Here is a 21818-nt window from a genome sequence, read left to right as displayed (position 1 = left end):
TAACAAGGCCTATGAGGATTCCTGGTTAAGACGAAAGCTCCGCCGGGTTGTTGCCCTTGTTGGAGCCTGCCTTGCGGGCGAAGATTTTGGCGGTTTCGCTGCGGTCAAGGCGATGTTCCCTGCCTGCGGACGATTCGTGATCATCAGGTAAGTATTTCAAAACAAATACCTGCGTTGGTCCGACCCCAATTGTGGCCATCGCGAGCGCCCCCAGCCGATCGAAATCGACCCTGGCGTCAGTCGGCGCGAGTGCCTGTTGGTGGCTGTTCTCTCAGCCTTGCATTCAGCAACAGGGCGAGGATCAGTACGGGCGCCTGAAGCAGCACGAACAGGGCGCCGAAGGCTGCGAATTCCGGCTGTTGGAAAGTCGTCAGAGCCAGCAGGGCGGCGATGCCCACGTTGCGTACTGCGAATTCGATCGCGAGCACAGCGCGGTCCGCCGGGTTCAGACGCAGAACCCTCCCGCTGTACCACCCGGCGGCGAGGGCCAATGCCGTGAATGTGACCGTGAGCAGCACGGTTTCTGCGAATATCTCGACGATCGCATGCCTCTGGTCGAAGAACACCAGCACGAGGAAGAGTGCGAGTAGCCACAGACCAAAAGCGCGGATCGCCTTTCCGTTGCGCTCGACGGCGTCGGGAAAGAAGTGCCGCAGGCCCATACCGGCGGCAACCGGCAGCAACAGGGACAGTACGAGCCGGAGCGTCAGTTCACCGAGCGGTACCCTGTAGGCCTCGACGCCCAGCGCCACCGGCATGGTGACCGCGAGGAGCAGTGGCATCGCCGCCAGTGCAACAAAACCCGAAATGGTGGTCAGCGTGACCGAAAAAGCCACGTTCAGGCGAGCGACGGAACAATAGTAGTTCGACAGCGATCCATTCGGACTGGTCGCCAAAAGCAACAGCCCACCCGCCAGTGCAGGGGGCGGACGCAGCAGCCAGATCACTATCACCGCGAGCAAGGGCAGAAGCAGCCACTGGGCGAGGGCAGCGCCGACCAGTGCCCTCGGCATACGCATGGAGGCCACAAGCTGGGCGCGTGAGATCTCGGTGCCAACGATGATCATCAGCAACACCACGATAACCGGAACGAAAGTCACGAGATTCATGGTGCAGGCCTGGGCCCACCGATGGATCCGTCGGTGGTGCCCGCGGAGTGGCGGCGGGGGGTGCTGTCGCGGTGTTCGTGTTCCTTCGGGTCGGTGGGCATGCTTAGGCCAGCTCCCCGCAAAAGGCCTCACATAGTAACCCAGGAAAAGAATGGGGAATACTCTGCCCCCGCCGCGGAGTTCGCACTCCGGTAATGTATTGAATCCAATAGGAACCGATGGTTGCTTGCGCGGTATGTGCGGCCTTGGTTGCCCGATGTCAGCGGTCGCAGGGTTTCTGCCTCGACGGGTATTTTCGGCCCCAAAATTGCCCGTTTAAGGTGTGTAATGGGGTGGAAAAGATCCCTCCCGAGGAGTAAAAACAGAGGCTTGCGCTGGTCCGACCCCCAGCAGCCTTGTCCGACGCAGGCGGGATAAGCCGCGGCACTCCATAGCGGGCACTGGTTGTCCCTCTGAGGGATCGCGGTTTCTTGCACTGAACATGGGGAGAAAAGACAATCGCGCCATGTGTCTCGCGATTCCCGTGAAGGTAGTTCAGCTGCTGGAGGCCGAGCAGGCCCTGGTCGATGTCGGCGGCGTGCGCAAGGAGGTGGACGTGAGCCTCGTGGACGGCGTGCGGGTAGGCGATTACGTGATCTTGCACGTAGGTTTCGCAATCAACAGGCTGGACGAAACCGAGGCGCAGAAGACGCTGGCGATGCTGCGCGAGATGGGCGTGCAGCCCGAGGCGGCCGCGTGAAGTACGTCGACGAGTTCCGCGACGGCAAGGTCGCCCGGAGTCTCGCACAGACGATCGCCGCCGAAGTGCGGCCGGACCGCCGCTATCACCTGATGGAGTTCTGCGGGGGGCACACCCACGCGATTTCGCGTTACGGGCTGCGCGACCTGCTACCGCCGGAGATCCATTTCATCCATGGCCCCGGTTGCCCGGTCTGCGTATTGCCCATCGGACGCATCGACAGCGCGATCGAACTGGCACGCGACCATGGCGTGATTCTGTGCAGCTACGGCGACACCCTGCGCGTGCCGGCCTCGGAACGCATGAGCCTGTTGCGGGCCAAGGCCGAAGGCGCCGATATCCGCATGGTGTATTCCAGCGCCGACGCCCTGAAGATCGCGCGCGACAATCCCGAGCGCGAGGTCGTCTTCTTCGCCATCGGCTTCGAGACCACCACACCGCCGACCGCGGTTGCGTTGCGTCAGGCCCGTACCGAGGGCCTGAAGAATTTCAGCGTGTTTGCGAACCACGTGCTGACCCCGTCGGCGATCCAGAACATCCTCGAGTCTCCCGAGGTGCGCGAGCTCGGCACCATCCCGCTGGACGGTTTCATCGGCCCCTCGCACGTGTCCACGATCATCGGCAGCCGGCCCTACGAGTTCTTCGCCGAGGAATTCCAGAAGCCAGTGGTGATCGCGGGCTTCGAGCCACTCGACGTATTGCAGTCGGTGTTGATGCTGGTGCGGCAGCTGAACGAGGGGAGGGCCGAGGTCGAGAACCAGTTCAGCCGCGCGGTGACCCGTGAGGGCAACCTGAAGGCGCAGGCGCTGGTCGCCGAGGTCTTTGAACTGCGCGATCGTTTCGAGTGGCGCGGACTGGGCGAGGTGCCCTACAGCGCGCTGCGCATCCGCGAAGCCTACCGCGACTTCGACGCCGAAGTGCGCTTCGACCTGCCGTACCGCTCGGTTCCCGACCACAAGGCCTGCGAGTGCGGAACGATCCTGCGCGGGCTCAAGCAGCCGCAGGACTGCAAGGTCTTCGGCACCGTCTGCACGCCGGACAACCCGCTCGGCTCCTGCATGGTCTCCGCCGAGGGGGCCTGCGCCGCCTACTATACCTACGGCCAGTTCAAGGGTTCCGCAGAGGTCGCGGAGGCCTCGTGAGCGCCAACCCCAAGCTGGTCAAGCGGGGCTACATTCGACCACTGGATCTCAAGCAAGGCAAGGTCGAGATGTCCCATGGCGGCGGCGGACGCGCCATGGCGCAGCTGATCGACGAGCTGTTCCAGCAGGCCTTCGACAATCCCTGGCTGCGCCAGGCCAACGACCAGGCGCTGCTCAGCCGGCCCGAGGGCCGCATCGTGATGGCGACGGACAGCCACGTGGTCTCGCCGCTGTTTTTCCCCGGTGGCGACATCGGCAGCCTGTCGGTACACGGTACGATCAACGATGTCGCGACCAGCGGGGCGCGCCCGCTCTGGCTTTCCGCCGGTTTCATCCTCGAGGAGGGCTTCCCGCTCGCCGACCTTAAACGCATCGTCGATTCGATGGCGGCGGCGGCCCGGGAGGCCGGGGTGCCGATCGTGACCGGCGACACCAAGGTGGTCGAGCGCGGCAAGGGCGACGGGGTGTTCATCAACACCACCGGGGTCGGCGTGGTGCCGGACGGCATCGAGATCTCCGGGGATCGCGCCCGTCCCGGAGACCGGATTCTGGTGAGTGGCTACCTCGGGGACCACGGCGTTGCGATCATGTCGCTGCGCGAGAACCTGAGTTTCAGCACCAACATCGTCTCCGATTCCGCCGCGCTGCACGACCTGATTGCCGCGATGCTTCGGGCCGCACCCGACATCCATTGCCTGCGCGACCCCACCCGCGGCGGACTGGCTTCCACGCTGAATGAGATCGCCCGCCAGTCCGGCGTCGGTATGGCCATCCGCGAGGAGGACATCCCGGTACGCGAGGAGGTCGAAGCCGCCTGCGAACTGCTGGGGCTCGACCCGCTGTACGTCGCCAACGAGGGCAAGGTGATCGCGATCTGCCCGGCGGCGTCGGCCGATGCGCTGCTCGCGGCGATGCACATCCACCCGCTTGGCCAGGACGCCGCGATCATCGGCGAGGTGATCGAGGACAGCCACGGTTTCGTGCAGATGGAGACCAGCTTCGGCGGCCGCCGCAACGTCGACTGGCTCTCGGGCGAGCAGCTTCCGCGCATTTGCTAATCTGATTTACACGAATCGTCCGCTATCGCCTTGATGCGAAAGATGCGGCCATCCTTGAGCTTCAAGGCAGTTTCCTGCAAATACCGCAACCCGCAGGAGCGCGCTTCGCGCGCGATCGGGGTACGCTGCGCCGCGTTCGTTCGAATGAGCTCTGCTGAAGGGCATCCTGCGCGACGACGGCTGTTTCTTGGTTTGCTCATCCAATCCACGTAAACTGCGCGGCCGTTGAACGAAATCCCGGGATTTATGATGCAAATTGCTCCAAACAAGGTCGTATCGATCGACTACACGCTGACCAATGCACAGGGCGAGGTGATCGACAGTTCCTCCCAGCGGGGGCCGATGGCCTACCTGCAGGGGCATCAGAACATCATCCCCGGTCTGGAATCGGCCCTCGAGGGCAAGGTCGTCGGGGATAGCCTGAAGGTGACGGTTACTCCGGCGGAAGCCTACGGAGAACGCGATGACTCACTGCGCCAGGCCGTGCCGCGCAAGATGTTCGAGGATGCGGACAATGTCACCGTGGGTATGCAGTTCCAGACGATGTCCGAGCAGGGCGGCACCCAGATTGTCACTGTCACCGGCGTGGATTCGGAACACGTGACCATTGATGCCAACCATCCCCTGGCCGGCGAGACGCTGACCTTCGACGTCACCGTGGTCGACGTGCGCGATGCCTCCGAGGAGGAACAGGCGCACGGCCACGCGCACGGTCCCGAAGGTCACTCCCACTGAAACCCCGGCCCGGGTGCCGTTGGCCAGGCGCGGGCAGGGTCCGATGATGAGCCCGGTGCGCGGCAGTCCCGCGGTGAACGTGGGTAGCGACGTCGGCGAGGTCATGCGCGTCGCAGCCCGGCGCATCGCGACCCTGCTGAGCGCGGCGGTCGAGCAGCGTGGTGTCGCCACCATGGCGCTCGCGGGGGGCTCGACCCCGAAACAGCTGTACCGGTTGCTGGCCGCGCCGCCCTTTGATCTGGACATCCCCTGGAGCCGCGTCAAGCTGTTCCTTGGCGACGAACGCTGCGTGCCGCCCGATCATCCGGACAGCAACGAGCGCATGGTCAGGGAATCGCTGCTGGTCGATCTGCCGGAGGCCCCGGCGTTCCATCCCATGCCCGGCGGCCATCCGGATCCGGCCAAGGCGGCCGGGCTTTATGCCGAGCGGCTGGTCCGCGAGATCCCGGGCGACGGAACCCCGGTACCTCGCTTCGATGTGGTGCTGCTGGGCATGGGCGACGACGGGCACACGGCCTCGCTGTTTCCCGATACCCCGATTCTCGACGAGGAACGCCTCGTCGCAGAGGTGTACGTGCCACGCATGGATAGCTGGCGGTTGAGTCTGACCTTGCCGCTCCTGAACGCGGCGCGCAACGTGGTCTTCCTGGTGACCGGTGCGGGGAAGGCGGCGACCCTGGCCCGCGTGCTCGCCGACGGTCCCCGGCGCGACTTTCCCTCTTCACTGGTATTGCCGAAGGACGGCGAGGTCGAGTGGCACCTGGATCGGGAGGCGGCGGCCCTGATCGGAGCGTAGGTGGACTACCCCGGTTGCAGCACCTGTGGAGTGCGGCGGCTTGCCGCCGCTTTTGGGTGCGATGGCCCCTGGGCCGAACAGCGTGAGCAAGCTCCCGCACTCCATAACGGGCGTTTACGGCCGGTCGCGCGTCAGGGTTCCTTGCTGTGCCGCCATGCGTCGATTTCCTTCTCGAACAGGCGCCGGCTCTCGTCCGGACCCCAGCCACCCGCCGGGTAGGTGTGGATGAAGTCCCGCTCCACCGACCAGGTCTTCAGCACGGCATCGACGATCCGCCAGGCGTATTCCACCTCGTCGTAACGCAGGAACAGGGAACGGTCTCCTTCCATGATGTCCAGCAGCAGCCCCTCGTAGGCGCCGGTTCCGGATCCCTCGGTCGGGCTCAGGCCCGCGTTCAGGGCGACCTGCCGGGTTTTCATCTCCAGCCCCGGCTGCTTGGCGGTGAGCTGCATGCTGATGCACTCGGAAGGCTGCACGCCGATCACCAGCCAGTTCCTCTCCACGTTCTGGACCTGCGTCCCGCGGAAGAGTTGCTGCGGGGGCTGGTTGAACCGGATCATGATGTGCGAAGTGCCCTCGGCCATGCGTTTGCCGGTACGCAGGTAGAAGGGCACGCCGCGCCAGCGCCAGTTGTCCACGTACAGCTTCATGGCCGCATAGGTCTCGGTTACGCTGTCCGGCGGCACGTCAGCCTCCTCCAAATAACCCCGTACCCTCTCGCCATTGATGACTCCCGGGCCGTACTGTGCGCGAAAGGCCTGGGCATGGACCGCGCCGGGAGTGATCGGGCGCACCGATTTCAGCACCTTGACCTTCTCGTCGCGCAGATCCTCGGCCGCCATCGAGGCCGGGGGTTCCATCGCCACCAGTGTGAACAGCTGCATCAGGTGACTCTGGAGCATGTCGCGCAGCGCGCCCGCACCGTCGTAGTAGGCGGCCCGCGTGCCCACGCCCAGCGTCTCGGCCTGGGTGATCTGCACGTGGTCGATGTAATTGCGGTTCCAGAGCGGCTCCAGCATCAGGTTCGCGAACCGGAACACCAGCAGGTTGCGGACCATCTCCTTGCCGAGGTAGTGATCGATTCGGTAGATCTGTTCCTCGTTGAGAAACCGGGACAGGCGCCGCTGCAGGGCCTGGGCGCTCTCGAGGTCGTAACCGAAAGGCTTCTCGATCACCACCCGCCGCCAGCCGCCGTCTTCGGTCAGCAGGCCGGTGCGGCTCAGGTTCTCGGTCACGACGCCGAACTCCGCCGGCCGGATGGCGAGGTAGATCGCGAGGTTGTCCGGAAGGTCGTTGCGCTCGCCCAGCCACTGCGCGAGCGCCGTGTACATTTCGGGCTCGGTGATGTCGCCCCGGAAATAGTCCTGTCGGGCTTCCAGGCGTTCCAGGATTGCGGGTTCGATGGGTCCGCGGACCTGTCCCTCGAGCATGCCCCGCATCTCATTGAGCCAGCGCTCACGGTCCCAGGGTCGCCGCCCGGTGGCAACGATGCGGCAGGATTCGGGCAGGCGGCCGGCCGCCTCCAGGTGGTACAGGGCCGGCATCAGCTTGACCCGCGACAGATCTCCGGTGGAACCGAAGATGATCAGGGTGCAGGGGGAGAGGGTGTGTTCCATGGCTCAGGCCTCGTAGGTGGACGAGGCCACATCGCCGCCGCGCCCTGTCCAGTCCGTGTGAAAGAAGGTGCCGCGCTCGCGGTCGACCCGCTCATAGCTGTGCGCGCCGAAGTAGTCGCGCTGTGCCTGCAGCAGGTTGGCGGGCAGGCGCGCGCTGCGATAGCCGTCGAAATAGCTGAGCGCAGAGGCGAAGGCCGGCGTGGCCACGCCGTGTTCGACGCCCAGGATCACGGCCCGCCGCCAGCCGGATTCCGCCTGCTGCAGCGCGCGGGTGAAGAACCCGTCCAGCACCAGGTTCTGCAGCTGCGGGTCCTGGTCGTAGGCGACCTTGATGTCGTTCAGGAAGGCGCTGCGGATGATGCAGCCGCCACGCCACATCAGGGCGATGTCGCCGTAGTCCAGCGTCCAGCCCTCGACCCGGGCCGCCTCGCGCATGAGCATGAAGCCCTGCGCGTAGGAAATGATCTTGGAGGCGTAGAGAGCGTCGTGCAGGGCCGGCAGATACTCCCCGGGCGTTACGGAGTCCCTTTGCGGTGGAGCCCCGAGGATGCCGGCTGCGCGCACGCGTTCGTCCTTCAGCGACGACAGCACGCGGGCAAAGACGGCCTCGCCGATCAGGGTCAGCGGTACCCCCAGTTCCAGGGCGCTGATCGCGGTCCACTTGCCGGTGCCTTTCTGCCCGGCCGTGTCCAGGATCCGGGTCACCAGCGGGGCCCCATCCGTGTCCTTGATGGCCAGGATCTCGGCGGTGATCTCGATCAGGTAGGAATCCAGAACGCCCTTGTTCCATTTCGCGAACACCGCGGCCATGGCTTCATGGTCCATGCCCAGGGCCCGGTCCATCAGCGCGTAGGCCTCGGTGATCAGCTGCATGTCGCCGTACTCGATGCCGTTGTGCACCATCTTCACGAAGTGCCCGGCGCCGTCGGGGCCGACCCAGCGGCAGCAGGGTTCGCCATCCACCTGCGCGGCGATGGACTGGAAGATTTCCTGGACCAGCGGCCAAGCCTCTGGGTCGCCCCCTGGCATGATCGACGGCCCGTGGCGGGCGCCTTCCTCGCCGCCCGAGATGCCGGTGCCGATGAAGCGCAAACCGCGTTCGCGCAGTTCCCGGGTGCGCCGCGTGGAGTCGGGATAGTGCGAGTTGCCGCCATCGATGATCACGTCGCCGGGGTCCAGCAACGGCGCCAGGCTGTCGATGAACTGGTCCACGACCGTGCCGGCCTTGACCATCAGCATGACCTTGCGGGGCCGTTCCAGGCTCTCCACCAGCTCCTCCATGCTGTAGCAGCCGATGATGGGGTGGCCCCTGGCCGGTCCCTCTATGAATTCGTCCACCCGGCTCGTGGTGCGGTTGAAGACCGCCACGCGGTAGCCGTGATCGGCCATGTTGAGAACCAGGTTCTGGCCCATGACGGCGAGCCCGATCAGGCCGATATCTGCCTTTGCCATGCTGTTACCCCTTGGATTTTTGCTACCCGAGCAGCGAACGGACGTGCCTCACCGCGCCGGATCGGGAGAGTCTGGGAAGATCTGCTCGGGAGAGGATAGGGTATGCAGCCGCCTGCGTCGAAGGTTGGATCGGCCGCGGGGCGTATCCCTGACTTCTATGACCTCGGACGCGCGACGCCGATAGACTGCGGCGGCTGGCCTGCACTTTGGAGCGTGGGGCTGGACCCCATGTCGGACAGCGGGAGCACGCGCGCGCGCTCCATTAGCGGTTCGGGCGGCAGCATTGCGATCTCATCGGTCGCTGCGGGTGTGTCGCGGGAGAGCCACCACCAGGCGAGAAGGCCCAATGCCACGATCAGGGTCAGGACGGCCGCAGCGATCGCTGACCAGCGGAAGATCCGGGCGACACGCGCGTCCGCCCCGAGTTCATGCAGGGACGTATCTTCGGGTTTCTTCACGGTCGTCCCGCCTCCTGGCGCCCGATGACGGGCACGGCTGCCTGCGGGAGTCTCATTCCGGGTGTGCCGCGCCGCTGTTTCCTGGTGCTGGCCATTGCTTCAAGCGTCTCAGACCACCGATTCCGCGAAGGCCGCGTACGTCGGGGTTACCTCCATGGGTTGTCTGAAACAAAGCTATTCCCCTGCGCCGGGCGCGTCAATCCATGCCGGCGGCAGGGGTGTGATTCGGCGCAATCACATCTCCTGGATCGATTCCACCATGCTCATGAAACGGGGCTCTTCCTGCTGAACCGTGTTCTCAGGACCCGTGAACTTGAAGAAGACCGCACCTTCCGGACCCTCCGCGATCGCGCCCATGAGCCGGTAGCCCGGCCGCAGGTCGGCTCTGGGCGCCATGGGACCGGCCGCCGCATTGTAGGTGCCGCTGGCCCGGACCAGGGTCACGCGGGTGCCATTGACATCCATGGTTTCACGTTCGGCGACTTCGCTCGTCGGGCGACCATCATCCTGGTCGAACTGCTGGAACCAGCGGTCGACATTCGCTTCCACCGTTCCACCTTCGCCGGGACCGAAATAGAACACCGCAATCTCGCCCGGATCGCTATCCCCCTCGGCCGAGCTGGTGTGGTAAGTCGCCACCCGCATCGGGCGTTGCGGCTGTGCAACCCAGGCCTCGGGGACGGACCAGGACAGACCGGCGACCGCGCCCTGGGCGGTTGCGGGCGGCACCTGTTCCGCCGCGGGTCGGGGCTGCTGGGTCGGTGCCACCGGGTCGGTTACGGCGTCCATCTCCGGTGTTTGTTCCGGGGAGCACGCCATAAGCGCCATGGCCAGGAGGGAGGCCAGCAACGGGCCGAAAAGTCGTGAAGTCATGAGTGGAAAACCTCGCGTATCTGGAGTCGTTGATGCGCGTCTTGACCCGATACGCCGGGCTGCCGGCGGCGGTCAACGCGGATGGTGTGAAGCAGAGGATTGTCCCGAGCTTAGCAGATTGGACACGGGGAAGTCCGCCTGCCATTCGACGGCGTCGCGATCACAGACGGGTGTGCACAGTCTCGACGTGATAGCGGCTGAGCTGGAGTTGCTCCGGCCATGTACCCGGGGTCAGCCGGGCCTTGTGCCACAGCGCGTCGACGAAGTCCGCCGGTTCCGGCAGCTGCTCCCATACTGCGGGAAGGAATGTGGCCCTCAACGCGCCGCTACGGACGACCAGGCCGTCGATACCCGGACGCAGCGCCGCGAGCAACGCGTCGCGCGTATCGATGAGCAGTGTTTCATGCGGCCCGAGAGTGGCGACCGACAGCTGCAGCCCGGCAAGCTCCCAGACCTCGAGCCTGGGGAAGCGGGGGTCCCGTCGGGCGGCCGCATAGGCGTTTTCCGCGACGTCCTCGGCGAGCGGACGGGTGGGTTTCAGGCTACCGATGCAGCCGCGCAGCGTGCCCGCGCGCTTCAGGGTGACGAAGCTGGCCCCGGGACGCAGCAGCAACCCGATTTCCCGGCGCGGGTCGATGACCGGGGCCGGAAGCAGTTCCGCCGCATGGCGCACGCCCTGCGCGGCAATTTCCAGCAGCCGGTCACGCATGCTCGTGGCGGAGACCGTGGCCGTCCGCTCAGTGGAATGCCCAGGCGCCATAACCCACCACTTCCCTGCGCGGACCGGCGGTATCGCCGGAGTTGCGCAGGTCCAGCGTCTCGATTTTCAGCCCGCGCCTGCGCGCCACCCGCAACAGGCCTGCCAGTGGCTGGTAGCCGCAGGCCTTGTATGGATCCAGCTGGCCCTCGTCGCAGGATTCGATCGCCCGTGAGGTTTCCGCGTCGAGTGCCTGGGCGGTCAGGTAGTCGTGGTAATGCGACAGGTCCGAGCTGATGACGATCAGGGTCTCGGGACCACCCCAGAGCTGCTCCAGAATCGCTGCAACGGTCTCCGGCCCAGCCTCTCCGACGACCAGAGGAACCAACGTGAAGTCGTGCAGGATCACCTGCAGAAACGGCAGATGGACCTCCAGGCTGTGCTCCGGCCCATGCGCCTCGTCAAGGTTGGTCACCCCGGGAAGCCCGCCGATGGCCTCGACCGCCGTGCGGTCGATCGGAACGACTCCGAGAGGCGTCCGATACGCGGTCGCCGCCGTGGTTGCGACGCCGCGGAACGGTACCCGGTGGGAGGGGCCGAGCAGAACCACCCTGCGTATCTGATCCGCGCCGGTTCCCAGTGCAGCGTAGGCCGAGGCGGCAACCGGCCCAGAGTAGGGTAGGCCCGCATGCGGGGCGACCAGCGCCTTGGGGTGGGAGGCCACTTTGCCGCGCGGAGACGCCTGCGACATCAGGGCAAGGATCTGCTGCTTCAGTGTTGCCGGATCGTCGGGATAGAACAGGCCCGCGACCGCAGGCTGGCGAATCGTCTGTTGTGTATCCATTACCGTGTCTCAAGCTGGTTTTCCCTTGTTGGACCACCCCGGTGGGCGACGGTTGCGTCTCCGGGACGGGACGTCCGCGCGGAACTGCGCCAAGGGGCATGGGTCTGAAAGGAGCAGGGTATTTCAAGAGTGACGGAGAGACATGACGGAGGTTGTCGGCAGGGATGAGTTCACCGTTCCGACCCGCTTCTGGCGGACGTTGGCGGATGGCCGTGTCCAATGCGATCTGTGCCCCCGTCTTTGCCGGATGAAGCCCGGTCAGCGGGGCGCATGCTTCGTGCGGGCAAACCTGGATGGCGCGGTGGTGTTGACGACCTATGGACGTTCCAGCGGCTACTGCATCGACCCCATCGAGAAGAAGCCGCTGAACCATTTCCTACCGGGTACTCCGGTGCTGTCCTTCGGTACCGCCGGCTGCAATCTTGCCTGCAAATTCTGCCAGAACTGGGACATCAGCAAGTCGCGCGAACTCGACACCCTGATGGATCGCGCCGATCCGGCGACGATCGCCCGCGCAGCCGTGGCATCGGGTTGCCGCTCGGTGGCCTTCACCTACAACGATCCGGTGATCTTCCACGAGTACGCACAGGATGTTGCGGCCGCGTGCCGTGCCGTGGGCGTACGCACCGTAGCGGTCACCGCGAACTACATCACTGAGGAGGCGCGGGCCGAGTTCTACGCCGGCATGGACGCTGCAAACGTCGACCTGAAGGCCTTCACCGAACGTTTCTATCACCGGCTGACCGGTGCCCACCTGCAGCCGGTGCTGGACAATCTCGAGTGGCTGGTGCGGGAAACGAAAGTCTGGGTGGAACTGACCACCCTGCTGATCCCCGGCGAAAACGACAGCGACGACGAAATCCGAAATATGTGCGACTGGGTCGTGGACAGGCTCGGGCCGCAGGTACCCATGCACTTCAGCGCGTTCCATCCCGACTTCCGGATGACCGATCATCCGCCGACGCCGGTGCAGACCCTGCGCCGCGCCCGTCGCATCGCCCTGGATGCGGGCCTTCGGTACGCCTACACGGGCAACGCCTACGATCCGGCCGGGCAGTCCACCTACTGTCATGGCTGCGGCGAGCGCGTGATCGGGCGCTCGGGGTACGAGATCACCGCCTGGAATCTGGACCGGGATGGTTGTTGCAGCGTCTGCGCGACACCGCTGGCCGGGCACTTCGAACCCCTCCCCGGCGACTGGGGCTCCCGGCGTCAACCCGTCCGCCTCGCCGAATACGCGTAGGGCGCCGCCTCGCGGGGCGGATCGACGGTTGCTATGCTTGCGGCCGCCATGCGTATCCTGTTCCTGACTCACAGTTTCAACAGCCTCAGCCAGCGCCTGTTCGTGGAACTGCGGCGCCTCGGGCATGAGATCTCGATCGAGTTCGACATCAACGACCGGGTGACCGAGGAGGCCGTCGCACTGTACCGGCCGGACCTGGTGATCGCGCCCTTCCTGAAGCGCGCGATTCCGGAGTCGGTATGGCGCCACACACTCTGCTGGATCGTGCACCCGGGTCCGCTGGGCGACCGCGGCCCGGCGGCGCTGGATTGGGCCATCGAGGACGGTGCCGCACAGTGGGGCGTGACCGTGCTCCAGGCCGATGCCCAGATGGACGCTGGCGATGTCTGGGCCTCAGCGGGGTTTCCGATGCGGGCAGGGTCCAAGAGCAGCCTGTACCGTCGCGAGGTTGCCGATGCCGCGGTCCGTGCAGTCACGCTTGCTCTGGAGCGGCTCCGGGATCCGGATTTCCGGCCCGCGGCGCTGCCCGAAGGCCCGGACGGCAGTCGCGGACGCTGGCGGCCCGCGATCAAGGCCGCCGAGCGGCGCATCGACTGGGGCAACGACAGCACGGCTGGCGTGCTGCGGAGGATACGGGCGGCCGACGGATTCCCCGGTGTCTGTGACGAGATCCTGGGGTTGCCGGTGCGCCTGTTCAATGCCTGGCCGGAGTCACGCCTGCGCGGTGAACCGGGAGCGGTGATCGCCACCCGCGACGGTGCGATCTGCCGGGCCACCCGGGATGGGGCGGTTTGGATCACGCATCTGCGCGGGATCGGGGCCGGGCAGGGCGACCTGAAGCTGCCCGCGGTAGAGGTGCTGGGTGCCGACCGCCTGAGCGCCGTGCCCGATATTCCCCTGGACCCCTTTGCTGCGGTGGACGGGGATACCTGGCGTGAGATCGTTTGTCGGATCGACGACGGTGTTGGCTACCTTGCCTTCGAATTCCACAACGGGGCGATGTCGACCGAGCAGTGCCGCAGGCTGCGGGTGGCCTGGGAACGATTGCGGCAGACATCCGCCCGGGTGCTGGTGCTGCTGGGCGGAAGCGACTTCTGGTCGAACGGCATCCACCTGCACCGGATCGAGGCCAGGGAAAATTCCGCCGACGCCTCCTGGGACAACATCGAGGCGATGAACGACCTGACCCGGGCGATCATCGAGACCGACGACCGGCTGGTGATTGCGGCCCTGCGCGGCAACGCGGGGGCCGGCGGCGTCTTTCTTGCGCTGGCTGCGGACGAGGTCTGGGCGGCGCCCGGCGTGGTGTTGAACCCCCACTACAAGAACATGGGCAACCTGTACGGGTCCGAATACTGGACCTATCTGCTGCCTCGGCGGGCCGGTAGCGACGGCGCGCGGACCATCATCGGCAACCGCTTGCCACTGGGCGCCCCGGAGGCGTTGCAGGCCGGGTTGCTCGATGCGGTGTTCGGCAGCGACGCTGCCGACTTCGCCGAGCTGGCCTCCGGGCGCGCCGAGGATCTGGCGTCGGCGCCCGATCTGGCAGGGCGTCTCCAGGCCAAGCAGGCGCGGCGCCGGCAGGACGAGGCCCAGCGGCCGCTCGCAGAATACCGGGAAGAGGAGATGCGGCACATGCGGCTGAATTTCTTTGGCTTCGATCCCAGTTATCATGTGGCGCGGTACAACTTCGTGCACCGCGTGCCGCAATCCCGTACGCCGCTTCATCTCGCCCTGCACCGACGCATCGGCGGCGCAGCCGGGGGCTTGGGCGCCACTGCAAGGACCAGAACATGAGCGAACGTTTCACGGTCTCCGTCGAACCCGGGCTGGCGCAGGAGTTCGACGACTTCATGAAGCGCAAGGGGTACAGCAACCGGTCGGAGGCGGTACGCGACCTGATCCGGGGTGCATTGGCCACGGAACGTCTCGATCCCGACCAGGACGGTGCCTGCGTGGGGGTGCTGAGCTACATGTATGACCATCACGAACGCGAGTTGAGCAAGCGCCTGACCCAGGCACACCATGCCCACTACAACCTCACCGTGACCACGCTGCACATGCACCTGGATCATGACCTCTGCGTGGAATCCGTACTGCTCAGGGGCAGGGCCAGCGATGTCCAGGCCTTTGCCGAATCGGTCGTGGCGCGACCCGGAATACGGCACGGCCGGCTGCACCGGATCCCTCTGGAACACGCGCCGGAGGAGCGGCCGGCGGCGGGCCCCCATCACGGGCACGGGCACGAGCATGATCGGTGAGCCGCGTGGGGGCTTGCCGGAGCGGGAGACGGTGGCAGGACGGTGACTGCGGGCGGTGTAGCGGCGGCGGGGCATCCCGCCACTGCGGAGGCGGTTGCGACGATCCTCGACGCCGGGGGTAACGCCTTCGACGCGGTGATCGCCGGACAGTTCGCTGCCTGCGTCGCGGAGCCGGTGCTCTGTTCGCTTGGAGGTGGAGGGTTTCTGCTGGCCAGGCAAGGACGCGGTCCCGTGCAGGCACTGGACTTCTTCGTGCAGACGCCCCGGCACAAGCGGCCGGTGGACGAGATCGAATTTCTCCCGATCGTCGCTGATTTCGGTGACGCCCAGCAGGAATTCCATATCGGCCTTGGCTCAGTGGCCACGCCCGGCATGGTGCGCGGCCTCTTTGCCGCGCATCGCAGCCTGGGATCCCTCCCCATGCACGAGCTGGTGGAACCCGCCGTGCGGCTGGCGCGGGAGGGCGTCCGCGTCAATGCGCTGCAGGCCCACGCCTTCCGGATCGTCGAGGCGATCTATGCCCACTCGGAGGATTCGCGCAACCTGTTCGCGAGTCCCACCCGTCCCGGCTCGCTGGTGGTGGAAGGCGACCTGCTCCGCCAGACGGCCCTGGCCGATGTCCTCGAGCACCTGGCTCGTGAGGGCGAAGCATGGTTTTACGAGGGCGAATTCGCGCATCTGGTGGCGGACCTGAGCCGGCGCGACGGCGGCCTGCTGCGACTGGAAGACCTCCGCGAGTACCGTGCGGAGAACCGGGAGCCGCTGGCCCTGGACTACCGGGGGCACCGGATCTGGACCAATCCGCCCCCCTCGTCGGGGGGGATCCTCCTTGGCTTTGCCTTGAAGCTGCTGGAGGCCATGGACATCCCCGAGGATCCTTTCGGCTCGACGCGCCATCTCGAGAGGCTGTCGCGGGTGATGGCCCTGACCGACCGGGCGCGGCTGGAAGCGATGTCTGATGACGACAGATCCGTCGATGCCCGGGCACTGCTGGATCCGGCTCTCCTGGACCGGTACCTGCGGGAACTGCAGGGGCTGAGCCCCGCGCTACGCGGAACCACGCACATCAGCGTGATGGATGGCAGGGGCAATGTCGCCAGCCTGACCGCCAGCAACGGGGAGGGCTGCGGCAGGCTGATTCCGGATACCGGCGTCATGTTGAACAACATGCTCGGGGAGCAGGATCTCAACCCCAACGGTTTCTTCCGCTGGCGGGAGAATGAGCGGCTGACCTCGATGATGGCGCCGACACTGGTCGTGCGTGCCGACGGTGGCGAGGTCGCGCTGGGCTCCGGCGGTTCCAACCGCATCCGCACCGCGATCCTGCAGGTGCTGGTGAACCTGCTGGATTTCGGGATGCCCCTGGCGCAGGCAGTCGATGCCCCGCGCATTCATTTCGAGAACCAGCTCCTCAGCGTCGAGGCCGGCTTCGGTTTCGATGCCGATTTCTCCGCCTTCCTGGCCCGCCATCCCGAGCATCGCCTGTGGGGGGATCGGAGCCTGTTCTTCGGTGGCGTGCACGCGGTGGCCCGCGGCCCCGAAGGATTCTTCGGTACCGGTGACTCGCGGCGCGGTGGCGTCGTCCAACGGACGCAGGGTCGTTTTTCGGAGCCCACCGGCGAGGGCACCTGACCGGCGCAGGGCCCCTGTTGATCCGGGGCCGGCGCCGGCTTCGCGAAGCTGGATCTGGTCTGCAGAAGGCCGGCCGGGTAAGATGAGCGGTATGAGAAATTGATCTTACTGGCGAGTCCCGGCGATGAAAGCAGAATTCTACAAGTGGGCATCGACAGGACGCGGCGCGAGCCCGTTCAACACGGGACCCGGTTATCACGCAAGCTCCGCAGGCCGTCCTGTCGTGCACAATGCGCTCTCCGCATCAGCCTTCCCCCGTAGGAGGCGAGCCCTCTCGCCGATCGGACGCCGGGAAACCCATCGGCCAGGGGCTGGCCTCCTACGTCCGCGCCCCTTGAAACAACACGAATCTGATTACCGGCGGACCTTTCGTGATCATCAGGAGACGGGATTCCGACGCCTGTTCTACGTGTTCCGGACCGCGTTGGTGGCTGTTGCGGCCTTTTCCCTGGCTGCGATATCCGCTCCGGTGCTGGCGCATTACCCCTGGATCACCGTCACCGAAGGAGACGCCGGCCCGGCGTTCCGGGTTCATTTCGGTCACCGGTTTCCCGCCGAGGGTCGGCTGGCGCCACATCAGCTGCAGGCCGTCCGCCTGATCGCACCCGACGGGGTAGTGCATGAGTTGGCGCTGGAGGATGACGAACTTCACCCCCTGCCGCCCCTCGGCGCGGGTACGCATCTGCTCGTGGTCGAACAGAACCTGAGCTTCTGGAGCCGTACCCACGAGGGGGGGCGGCGTGCCTCCCGCGAACAGTATCCAGACGCATTCAGCTGCAGCCAGTCGGCAAACGTGATGAAGGCCGTCGTGGGCCGTGGCGCGGGCGAAGCCTGGGGGCAGGAACAGGGCCACCCCCTGGAACTGATTCCGCTGAGCGACCCATCGACGCTGCGGACCGGGGATCCGCTGGAGATCCGTGTTCTGCTTCACGGCGAGCCCTGGACGGGTGAGATTCGTGCGACCTACGCGGGACACGAGGCGCAGGATGAGGAGGCCTACGCCGTTCGCGTGGCCACGAACGCCGCGGGTGTCGCCCGTTTCGTTCCAGCCGTTGCCGGCCACTGGCTGGTTCTGGTGCACGCGGGGGAGGACTTCCCCGATCCGGAGATCTGTGACCGCAGGTCGTATCACTCGACCCTGACCTTCGTGGTTCGATGAGCGTGTCCCTGTGGCAGCGACGCTCGCGAATGGGTGCCCAACGGCGCAGGCGCGAAAGGCGCCTGATCGCGGGTCTCACCGGGTTGCTGCTGTTGCTGCCCGGTTCGAATGCGCTGGCGCACGCCCTGCTGCACGAGTCCTCGGTTGGTGAAGCAGCCGTCGTGCATTTCCATTTTCCTGACGGTGACAAACCCTTTTTCGAGGCCTACCGGGTCATGGCCCCGGATGACACGCGGCCGTTTCAAAGCGGCCGGATCAATGCGGTCGGCGAGGTGAGTTTTCGCCCGGACCGACCCGGTCCCTGGCGGGTCGTCGTCGCCACCGAGGACGGGCATGGCGCGGAGGTGCGGATCGAGGTCGGCCCGGAAGGGGCGGTGACCGCCGGCGGGGCCGGTGCCGGGCTCTCGCAGCCAGCGCGCCTGACGGCGGGGATCGGCTACCTTCTCGGGGTCTTTGGTCTCATCGCGCTATGGCGCGGGCGTCGCGGCCGTCACCGGCCCACCTGACATGCATATCCCCGACGGACTGATCTCGCCGCAGACCTACCTTCCCGCGCTGGCCGTGGCCGTACCTTTGTGGTGGTGGGCGGCGCGCGCGTTCACGCGACAGGTGGGGGACGAGGCCCTGCCGCGACTCGCGGTATTCACCGCACTGGCCTTTGTGCTGTCGAGTCTGATGCTGCCGCTCCCGGGCGGGACCTCCGGTCACGCGATCGGCGTGGGGCTGCTGGCGCTGGTGTTCGGGCCATGGGTTGCGTTTCTTGCCTACACCCTCGTGCTGGTACTGCAGGCGCTGGTCATGGGTGCAGGCGGCATCACCGCACTGCCCGTGAATGCCCTGGCGATGGGTTTCATCGGAGCCTGGACCGCCTACCTGCTGTTCCATCTCCTGCGGCATGTCCAGGCCGATTTTGCGGTGCTCGCCGCCGTTTTCATCTCCATCCTCTTTTCCGCCCTGCTGGTGGCGCTGGTCCTGGGTCTCCAGCCGCTGATCGCCCAGGGTCCGGATGGTAGTCCACGCTTCTTCCCCTTCGGCTGGTCCGTGACCTTGCCGGCGATCCTGCTGCCGCACCTGTTCATCGGGCTCGCCGAGGCGGCTTTGACCCTGTTGATCTGGCGGCATGCGCGCAGACGATGCTGGATACCCGCGACCAGCGGGCGGGAGATCTGAAGTCATGCCTCTCTCGCATCCGGTTCGCTTCGCTCTCTACCTCACTGCAGTGATTGCGGTCACGCTGATCCATGATCCGCGCGTGCTGCTGCTGGTGCTCGCCGGGCTTCTGCTGCTCTCCGGGTCCGGCCGCCCCGCGCTCCTGCTGCGCGCGGGGCGGCCGGTGCTCTGGATTCTGCTGCTGCTCTCCTCGGGGATCCTGTTCATGGGATGGCTGACGGGGCAGCCGGTGCTCGGTGCGCTGCTGCTGATCAACCTGAGGGTCGTGGTGCTGGCGCTGCTGACCGCCTGGATGGTGCGTGACGTCGATCTCGACCTCGCCCTGGCGCGCTGGCCACGGGCCCGTCGCTGGCTGGTGATCGTGCGCGGTCAGGTCCAACTCTTCCGTCGGCTGGCCCAGGATTACCGCTGCGCCCAAAAGAGCCGTACGGTGGTCGCGCCCACGCTGCATCAGCGCTATCTGGGCAGCGCGGCGATCGGCCTCGCCGCGCTGGACAAGGGCGTGCACAACGCGGAGATGGTGACGCAGGCGATGCGCTCGCGCGGTGCCCTGCATGACTGAACCGGTTCCGTTGCTGGAACTGGAGCAGGTCGCCGTCGCCTACCCGAATGGCCGCAGGGCGCTGGAGGGCATCGACCTGGCCATCGATCCGGGCGAGCGCGTGGTGCTCCTGGGCACCAACGGCTGCGGCAAGAGCACCCTGCTGCGGGTGCTCGACGGGCTGATCGTGCCCACCAACGGGGAATTCCGCTTTGGCGGGAGGAGGGTCGACCAGCAGACGCTGAAGGACCGCGACTGGCAGCGCGATTTCCGCCAGCGGGTCGTGCTCATGTTCCAGCATCCCGAGTCGATGCTGTTCAATCCGACCGTGCGCGACGAGATCGGCTTCGGCCTTCGGCATCTGTCGGAATCGGAGCGAGCGGACCGGATCCGGCACTGGGCCGACCGGTTGCGGCTGCAAGACTTTTTGGATGCTCCTCCCTTCGAACTCTCGGGCGGCGAGAAACAGCGGCTGTGCCTTGCGTGTCTCCTGGCGGTCGAGCCGGAGGTCCTGCTGCTGGATGAACCGACCGCGAACCTCGACCCGCGAACCGTTGGCTGGCTGCTGGAGTGGCTGCGCGGGCGGCCCATCACCTCCGTCGTCGCGACGCATCAGATGGCCCTGGTGCCGCAACTGGGCGAGCGTATCGTGATCCTGTCCGACGATCATCGCGTTGTATTCGACAGCCGCGCGACCGGAGGTCCGCCGGACCACGACCTGCTGGTTGCCCACGGGCTCGCGCACGGCTGAGGGAGGGCAAGAACTGGCGCCGGGGGCCTGTTTTCGAGGATCATGTCGCCCCCGCGAACCCGTTTGGATCCTGTTTCCCCCGTGCTGACCCGGTGGTGACGTGCCGGCTGGGTTCGGGGCGGCATTCCCAGGACCTGCTGCCGCCGAATCGGCGCAGGCCGACACTGACGAGGAGAAGAACGATCATGGTGGCAGGGCTCGACGAGAAGCTGGAACCCATTTACCGGGACGTGCTGCGGCGCAATCCGGGTGAGACCGAGTTCCATCAGGCGGTGCACGAGGTGCTGGAGACCCTGGGCCCGGTGCTGGTGAAGTATCCCGAGTTTGCCGAGCACAAGATCATCCAGCGCATCTGCGAGCCCGAGCGCCAGATCATCTTCCGCGTGCCCTGGCAGGACGACCAGGGTCACACGCACATCAACCGGGCCTTTCGCGTGGAGTTCAACAGCGCGCTGGGCCCGTACAAGGGCGGGATGCGCTTTCATCCGTCGGTATACCTGGGAATCATCAAGTTCCTGGGCTTCGAACAGATCTTCAAGAATGCGCTGACCGGGCTGCCCATCGGCGGTGGCAAGGGCGGCAGCGACTTCGATCCGAAGGGGCGTTCGGATGCCGAGATCATGCGCTTCTGCCAGAGCCTGATGACCGAGATGTACCGCCACATCGGTGAGTACACCGACGTGCCTGCCGGCGACATCGGCGTCGGCCAGCGCGAGATCGGTTACCTTTTCGGCCAGTACAAGCGGATCACCAACCGCTACGAATCGGGCGTGTTGACCGGCAAGGGCCTCAACTGGGGCGGCAGCCGCGCGCGGACCGAGGCGACCGGCTACGGCGCCGTGTTCTTCCTCGACGAGATGCTCAAGGTGCGTGGCGATTCCCTGGAAGGGAAGACCGGCGTCGTGTCCGGTTCCGGCAACGTCGCGATCTACGCGATCGAGAAGATCCACAGCCTGGGCGGCAAGGTGATTGCCTGTTCCGACTCCGATGGCGTGATCGTGGACAAGAACGGGCTGGACCTGGACCTGATCAAGCAGATCAAGGAGGTCGAACGCCGCCGCATCAGCGTTTATGCGGATGAGCGAAAGGACAGCACCTACCTGCCGGACGGGAATATCTGGACGGTTCCCTGCCAGATTGCGCTGCCCTGTGCGACCCAGAACGAACTCAACGGCAAGGATGCCACCATTCTGGTGCAGCAGGGCTGCATCGCGGTGGCCGAGGGGGCGAACATGCCCACGACCCCGGAGGGTATCCATGTCTTCCAGGAGGCGGGCATCGCTTACGGGCCGGGCAAGGCCGCCAACGCCGGCGGCGTGGCCACCAGTGCCCTGGAGATGCAGCAGAATGCCAGCCGCGACTCCTGGACCTTCGAACACACCGAGGCGCGCCTGCAGCAGATCATGGTGAATATCCATCGCAACTGCTACGAAACCTCGGCCGAGTTCGGGCAGCCCGGCAACTACGTGAAGGGAGCCAACGTCACCGGCTTTTTGAAGGTCGCCCATGCGATGGTCGCGCTGGGATTGATCTGACGAGCCA

General features: G+C 66.1%; 22 protein-coding genes. 15 read left to right on the top strand and 7 right to left on the bottom strand.

Features of this window, described 5'->3' with window-relative positions; genetic code table 11:
* Positions 1–236 precede the first annotated feature (236 nt).
* On the bottom strand, positions 237–1109 hold the full coding sequence (locus EA346_RS06035) for a bile acid:sodium symporter (RefSeq protein ID WP_296756670.1): 873 nt from the start codon (positions 1107–1109) through the stop codon (positions 237–239).
* Positions 1110–1590: 481 nt separating this feature from the next.
* On the opposite strand from EA346_RS06035, the gene EA346_RS06030 reads away from it, so the two are divergent.
* The 5 genes from EA346_RS06030 (at position 1591) to pgl (ending at position 5579) form a co-directional block, all read left to right on the top strand.
* On the top strand, positions 1591–1848 hold the full coding sequence (locus EA346_RS06030) for a HypC/HybG/HupF family hydrogenase formation chaperone (RefSeq protein ID WP_366755766.1): 258 nt from the start codon (positions 1591–1593) through the stop codon (positions 1846–1848).
* Positions 1845–2990 carry a hydrogenase formation protein HypD gene (hypD, locus tag EA346_RS06025; protein WP_296756666.1) on the top strand — a complete coding sequence of 382 codons (1146 nt, stop codon included), beginning with the start codon at positions 1845–1847 and terminating at the stop codon, positions 2988–2990. The genes EA346_RS06030 and hypD overlap by 4 nt, the downstream gene beginning before the upstream one ends.
* Positions 2987–4048: a hydrogenase expression/formation protein HypE gene (gene hypE / locus EA346_RS06020; RefSeq protein WP_296756664.1), complete on the top strand. Its 1062-nt coding sequence runs from the start codon at positions 2987–2989 to the stop codon at positions 4046–4048. The genes hypD and hypE overlap by 4 nt, the downstream gene beginning before the upstream one ends.
* A gap of 249 nt (positions 4049–4297) precedes the next feature.
* Positions 4298–4783 carry a peptidylprolyl isomerase gene (locus EA346_RS06015; protein WP_296756662.1) on the top strand — a complete coding sequence of 162 codons (486 nt, stop codon included), beginning with the start codon at positions 4298–4300 and terminating at the stop codon, positions 4781–4783.
* A gap of 46 nt (positions 4784–4829) precedes the next feature.
* The gene (gene pgl, locus EA346_RS06010; protein WP_296756660.1) at positions 4830–5579 is read left to right on the top strand and encodes a 6-phosphogluconolactonase; all 750 of its coding nucleotides are present in this window, start codon (positions 4830–4832) and stop codon (positions 5577–5579) included.
* Positions 5580–5710: 131 nt separating this feature from the next.
* Here the strand turns inward: pgl and zwf are convergent, their stop codons facing one another.
* The 6 genes from zwf to amrB form a co-directional block, all read right to left on the bottom strand.
* Positions 5711–7195, bottom strand: a complete 1485-nt coding sequence (gene zwf, locus EA346_RS06005; RefSeq protein ID WP_296756659.1) for a glucose-6-phosphate dehydrogenase — start codon at positions 7193–7195, stop codon at positions 5711–5713.
* A gap of 3 nt (positions 7196–7198) precedes the next feature.
* Complete coding sequence (gene gnd / locus EA346_RS06000; RefSeq protein ID WP_296756656.1) at positions 7199–8647, bottom strand: decarboxylating NADP(+)-dependent phosphogluconate dehydrogenase; 1449 nt, start codon at positions 8645–8647, stop codon at positions 7199–7201.
* A gap of 155 nt (positions 8648–8802) precedes the next feature.
* Positions 8803–9105: a hypothetical protein gene (locus EA346_RS05995; protein ID WP_296756654.1), complete on the bottom strand. Its 303-nt coding sequence runs from the start codon at positions 9103–9105 to the stop codon at positions 8803–8805.
* A gap of 234 nt (positions 9106–9339) precedes the next feature.
* The gene (locus EA346_RS05990) at positions 9340–9978 is read right to left on the bottom strand and encodes a hypothetical protein (RefSeq protein WP_296756652.1); all 639 of its coding nucleotides are present in this window, start codon (positions 9976–9978) and stop codon (positions 9340–9342) included.
* A gap of 160 nt (positions 9979–10138) precedes the next feature.
* A complete protein-coding gene (amrA, locus tag EA346_RS05985) occupies positions 10139–10738 on the bottom strand; it encodes an AmmeMemoRadiSam system protein A (RefSeq protein WP_296756649.1) in 600 nt (199 codons plus the stop codon).
* Positions 10716–11519, bottom strand: a complete 804-nt coding sequence (amrB, locus tag EA346_RS05980) for an AmmeMemoRadiSam system protein B (RefSeq protein ID WP_296756647.1) — start codon at positions 11517–11519, stop codon at positions 10716–10718. The genes amrA and amrB overlap by 23 nt, the downstream gene beginning before the upstream one ends.
* A 142-nt stretch (positions 11520–11661) precedes the next feature.
* On the opposite strand from amrB, the gene amrS reads away from it, so the two are divergent.
* The 10 genes from amrS (at position 11662) to gdhA (ending at position 21811) form a co-directional block, all read left to right on the top strand.
* On the top strand, positions 11662–12762 hold the full coding sequence (amrS, locus tag EA346_RS05975; RefSeq protein WP_296756645.1) for an AmmeMemoRadiSam system radical SAM enzyme: 1101 nt from the start codon (positions 11662–11664) through the stop codon (positions 12760–12762).
* Positions 12763–12795: 33 nt separating this feature from the next.
* Complete coding sequence (locus tag EA346_RS05970) at positions 12796–14559, top strand: hydrogenase maturation protein (RefSeq protein WP_296756644.1); 1764 nt, start codon at positions 12796–12798, stop codon at positions 14557–14559.
* A complete protein-coding gene (nikR, locus tag EA346_RS05965) occupies positions 14556–15023 on the top strand; it encodes a nickel-responsive transcriptional regulator NikR (RefSeq protein WP_296756643.1) in 468 nt (155 codons plus the stop codon). Before EA346_RS05970 ends, nikR begins: the two co-directional genes overlap by 4 nt.
* 42 nt (positions 15024–15065) lie before the next feature.
* Complete coding sequence (gene ggt / locus EA346_RS05960; RefSeq protein ID WP_296756641.1) at positions 15066–16655, top strand: gamma-glutamyltransferase; 1590 nt, start codon at positions 15066–15068, stop codon at positions 16653–16655.
* A 334-nt stretch (positions 16656–16989) separates the two neighbouring features.
* Entirely contained in the window at positions 16990–17814 is an 825-nt protein-coding gene (locus EA346_RS05955) for a DUF4198 domain-containing protein (RefSeq protein ID WP_296756639.1), read from the top strand.
* Positions 17811–18320, top strand: coding sequence for a hypothetical protein (locus tag EA346_RS05950; RefSeq protein ID WP_296756637.1), 510 nt, complete (start codon positions 17811–17813; stop codon positions 18318–18320). The genes EA346_RS05955 and EA346_RS05950 overlap by 4 nt, the downstream gene beginning before the upstream one ends.
* A gap of 1 nt (position 18321) precedes the next feature.
* Positions 18322–18984 carry an ECF transporter S component gene (locus EA346_RS05945; RefSeq protein WP_296756635.1) on the top strand — a complete coding sequence of 221 codons (663 nt, stop codon included), beginning with the start codon at positions 18322–18324 and terminating at the stop codon, positions 18982–18984.
* A 4-nt stretch (positions 18985–18988) separates the two neighbouring features.
* Positions 18989–19546, top strand: coding sequence for a hypothetical protein (locus EA346_RS05940; RefSeq protein WP_296756633.1), 558 nt, complete (start codon positions 18989–18991; stop codon positions 19544–19546).
* Positions 19539–20276: an ABC transporter ATP-binding protein gene (locus EA346_RS05935; protein ID WP_296756631.1), complete on the top strand. Its 738-nt coding sequence runs from the start codon at positions 19539–19541 to the stop codon at positions 20274–20276. The genes EA346_RS05940 and EA346_RS05935 overlap by 8 nt, the downstream gene beginning before the upstream one ends.
* A gap of 185 nt (positions 20277–20461) precedes the next feature.
* A complete protein-coding gene (gene gdhA / locus EA346_RS05930; protein ID WP_296756629.1) occupies positions 20462–21811 on the top strand; it encodes an NADP-specific glutamate dehydrogenase in 1350 nt (449 codons plus the stop codon).
* Positions 21812–21818: the final 7 nt, after the last annotated feature.

This window comes from Thioalkalivibrio sp. (assembly GCF_007692535.1).
Taxonomy (GTDB): Bacteria; Pseudomonadota; Gammaproteobacteria; order Ectothiorhodospirales; family Ectothiorhodospiraceae; genus Thioalkalivibrio.
Note: the sequence above shows the minus strand (reverse complement) of the source record. Positions and strands in the feature narration are given on the sequence as shown.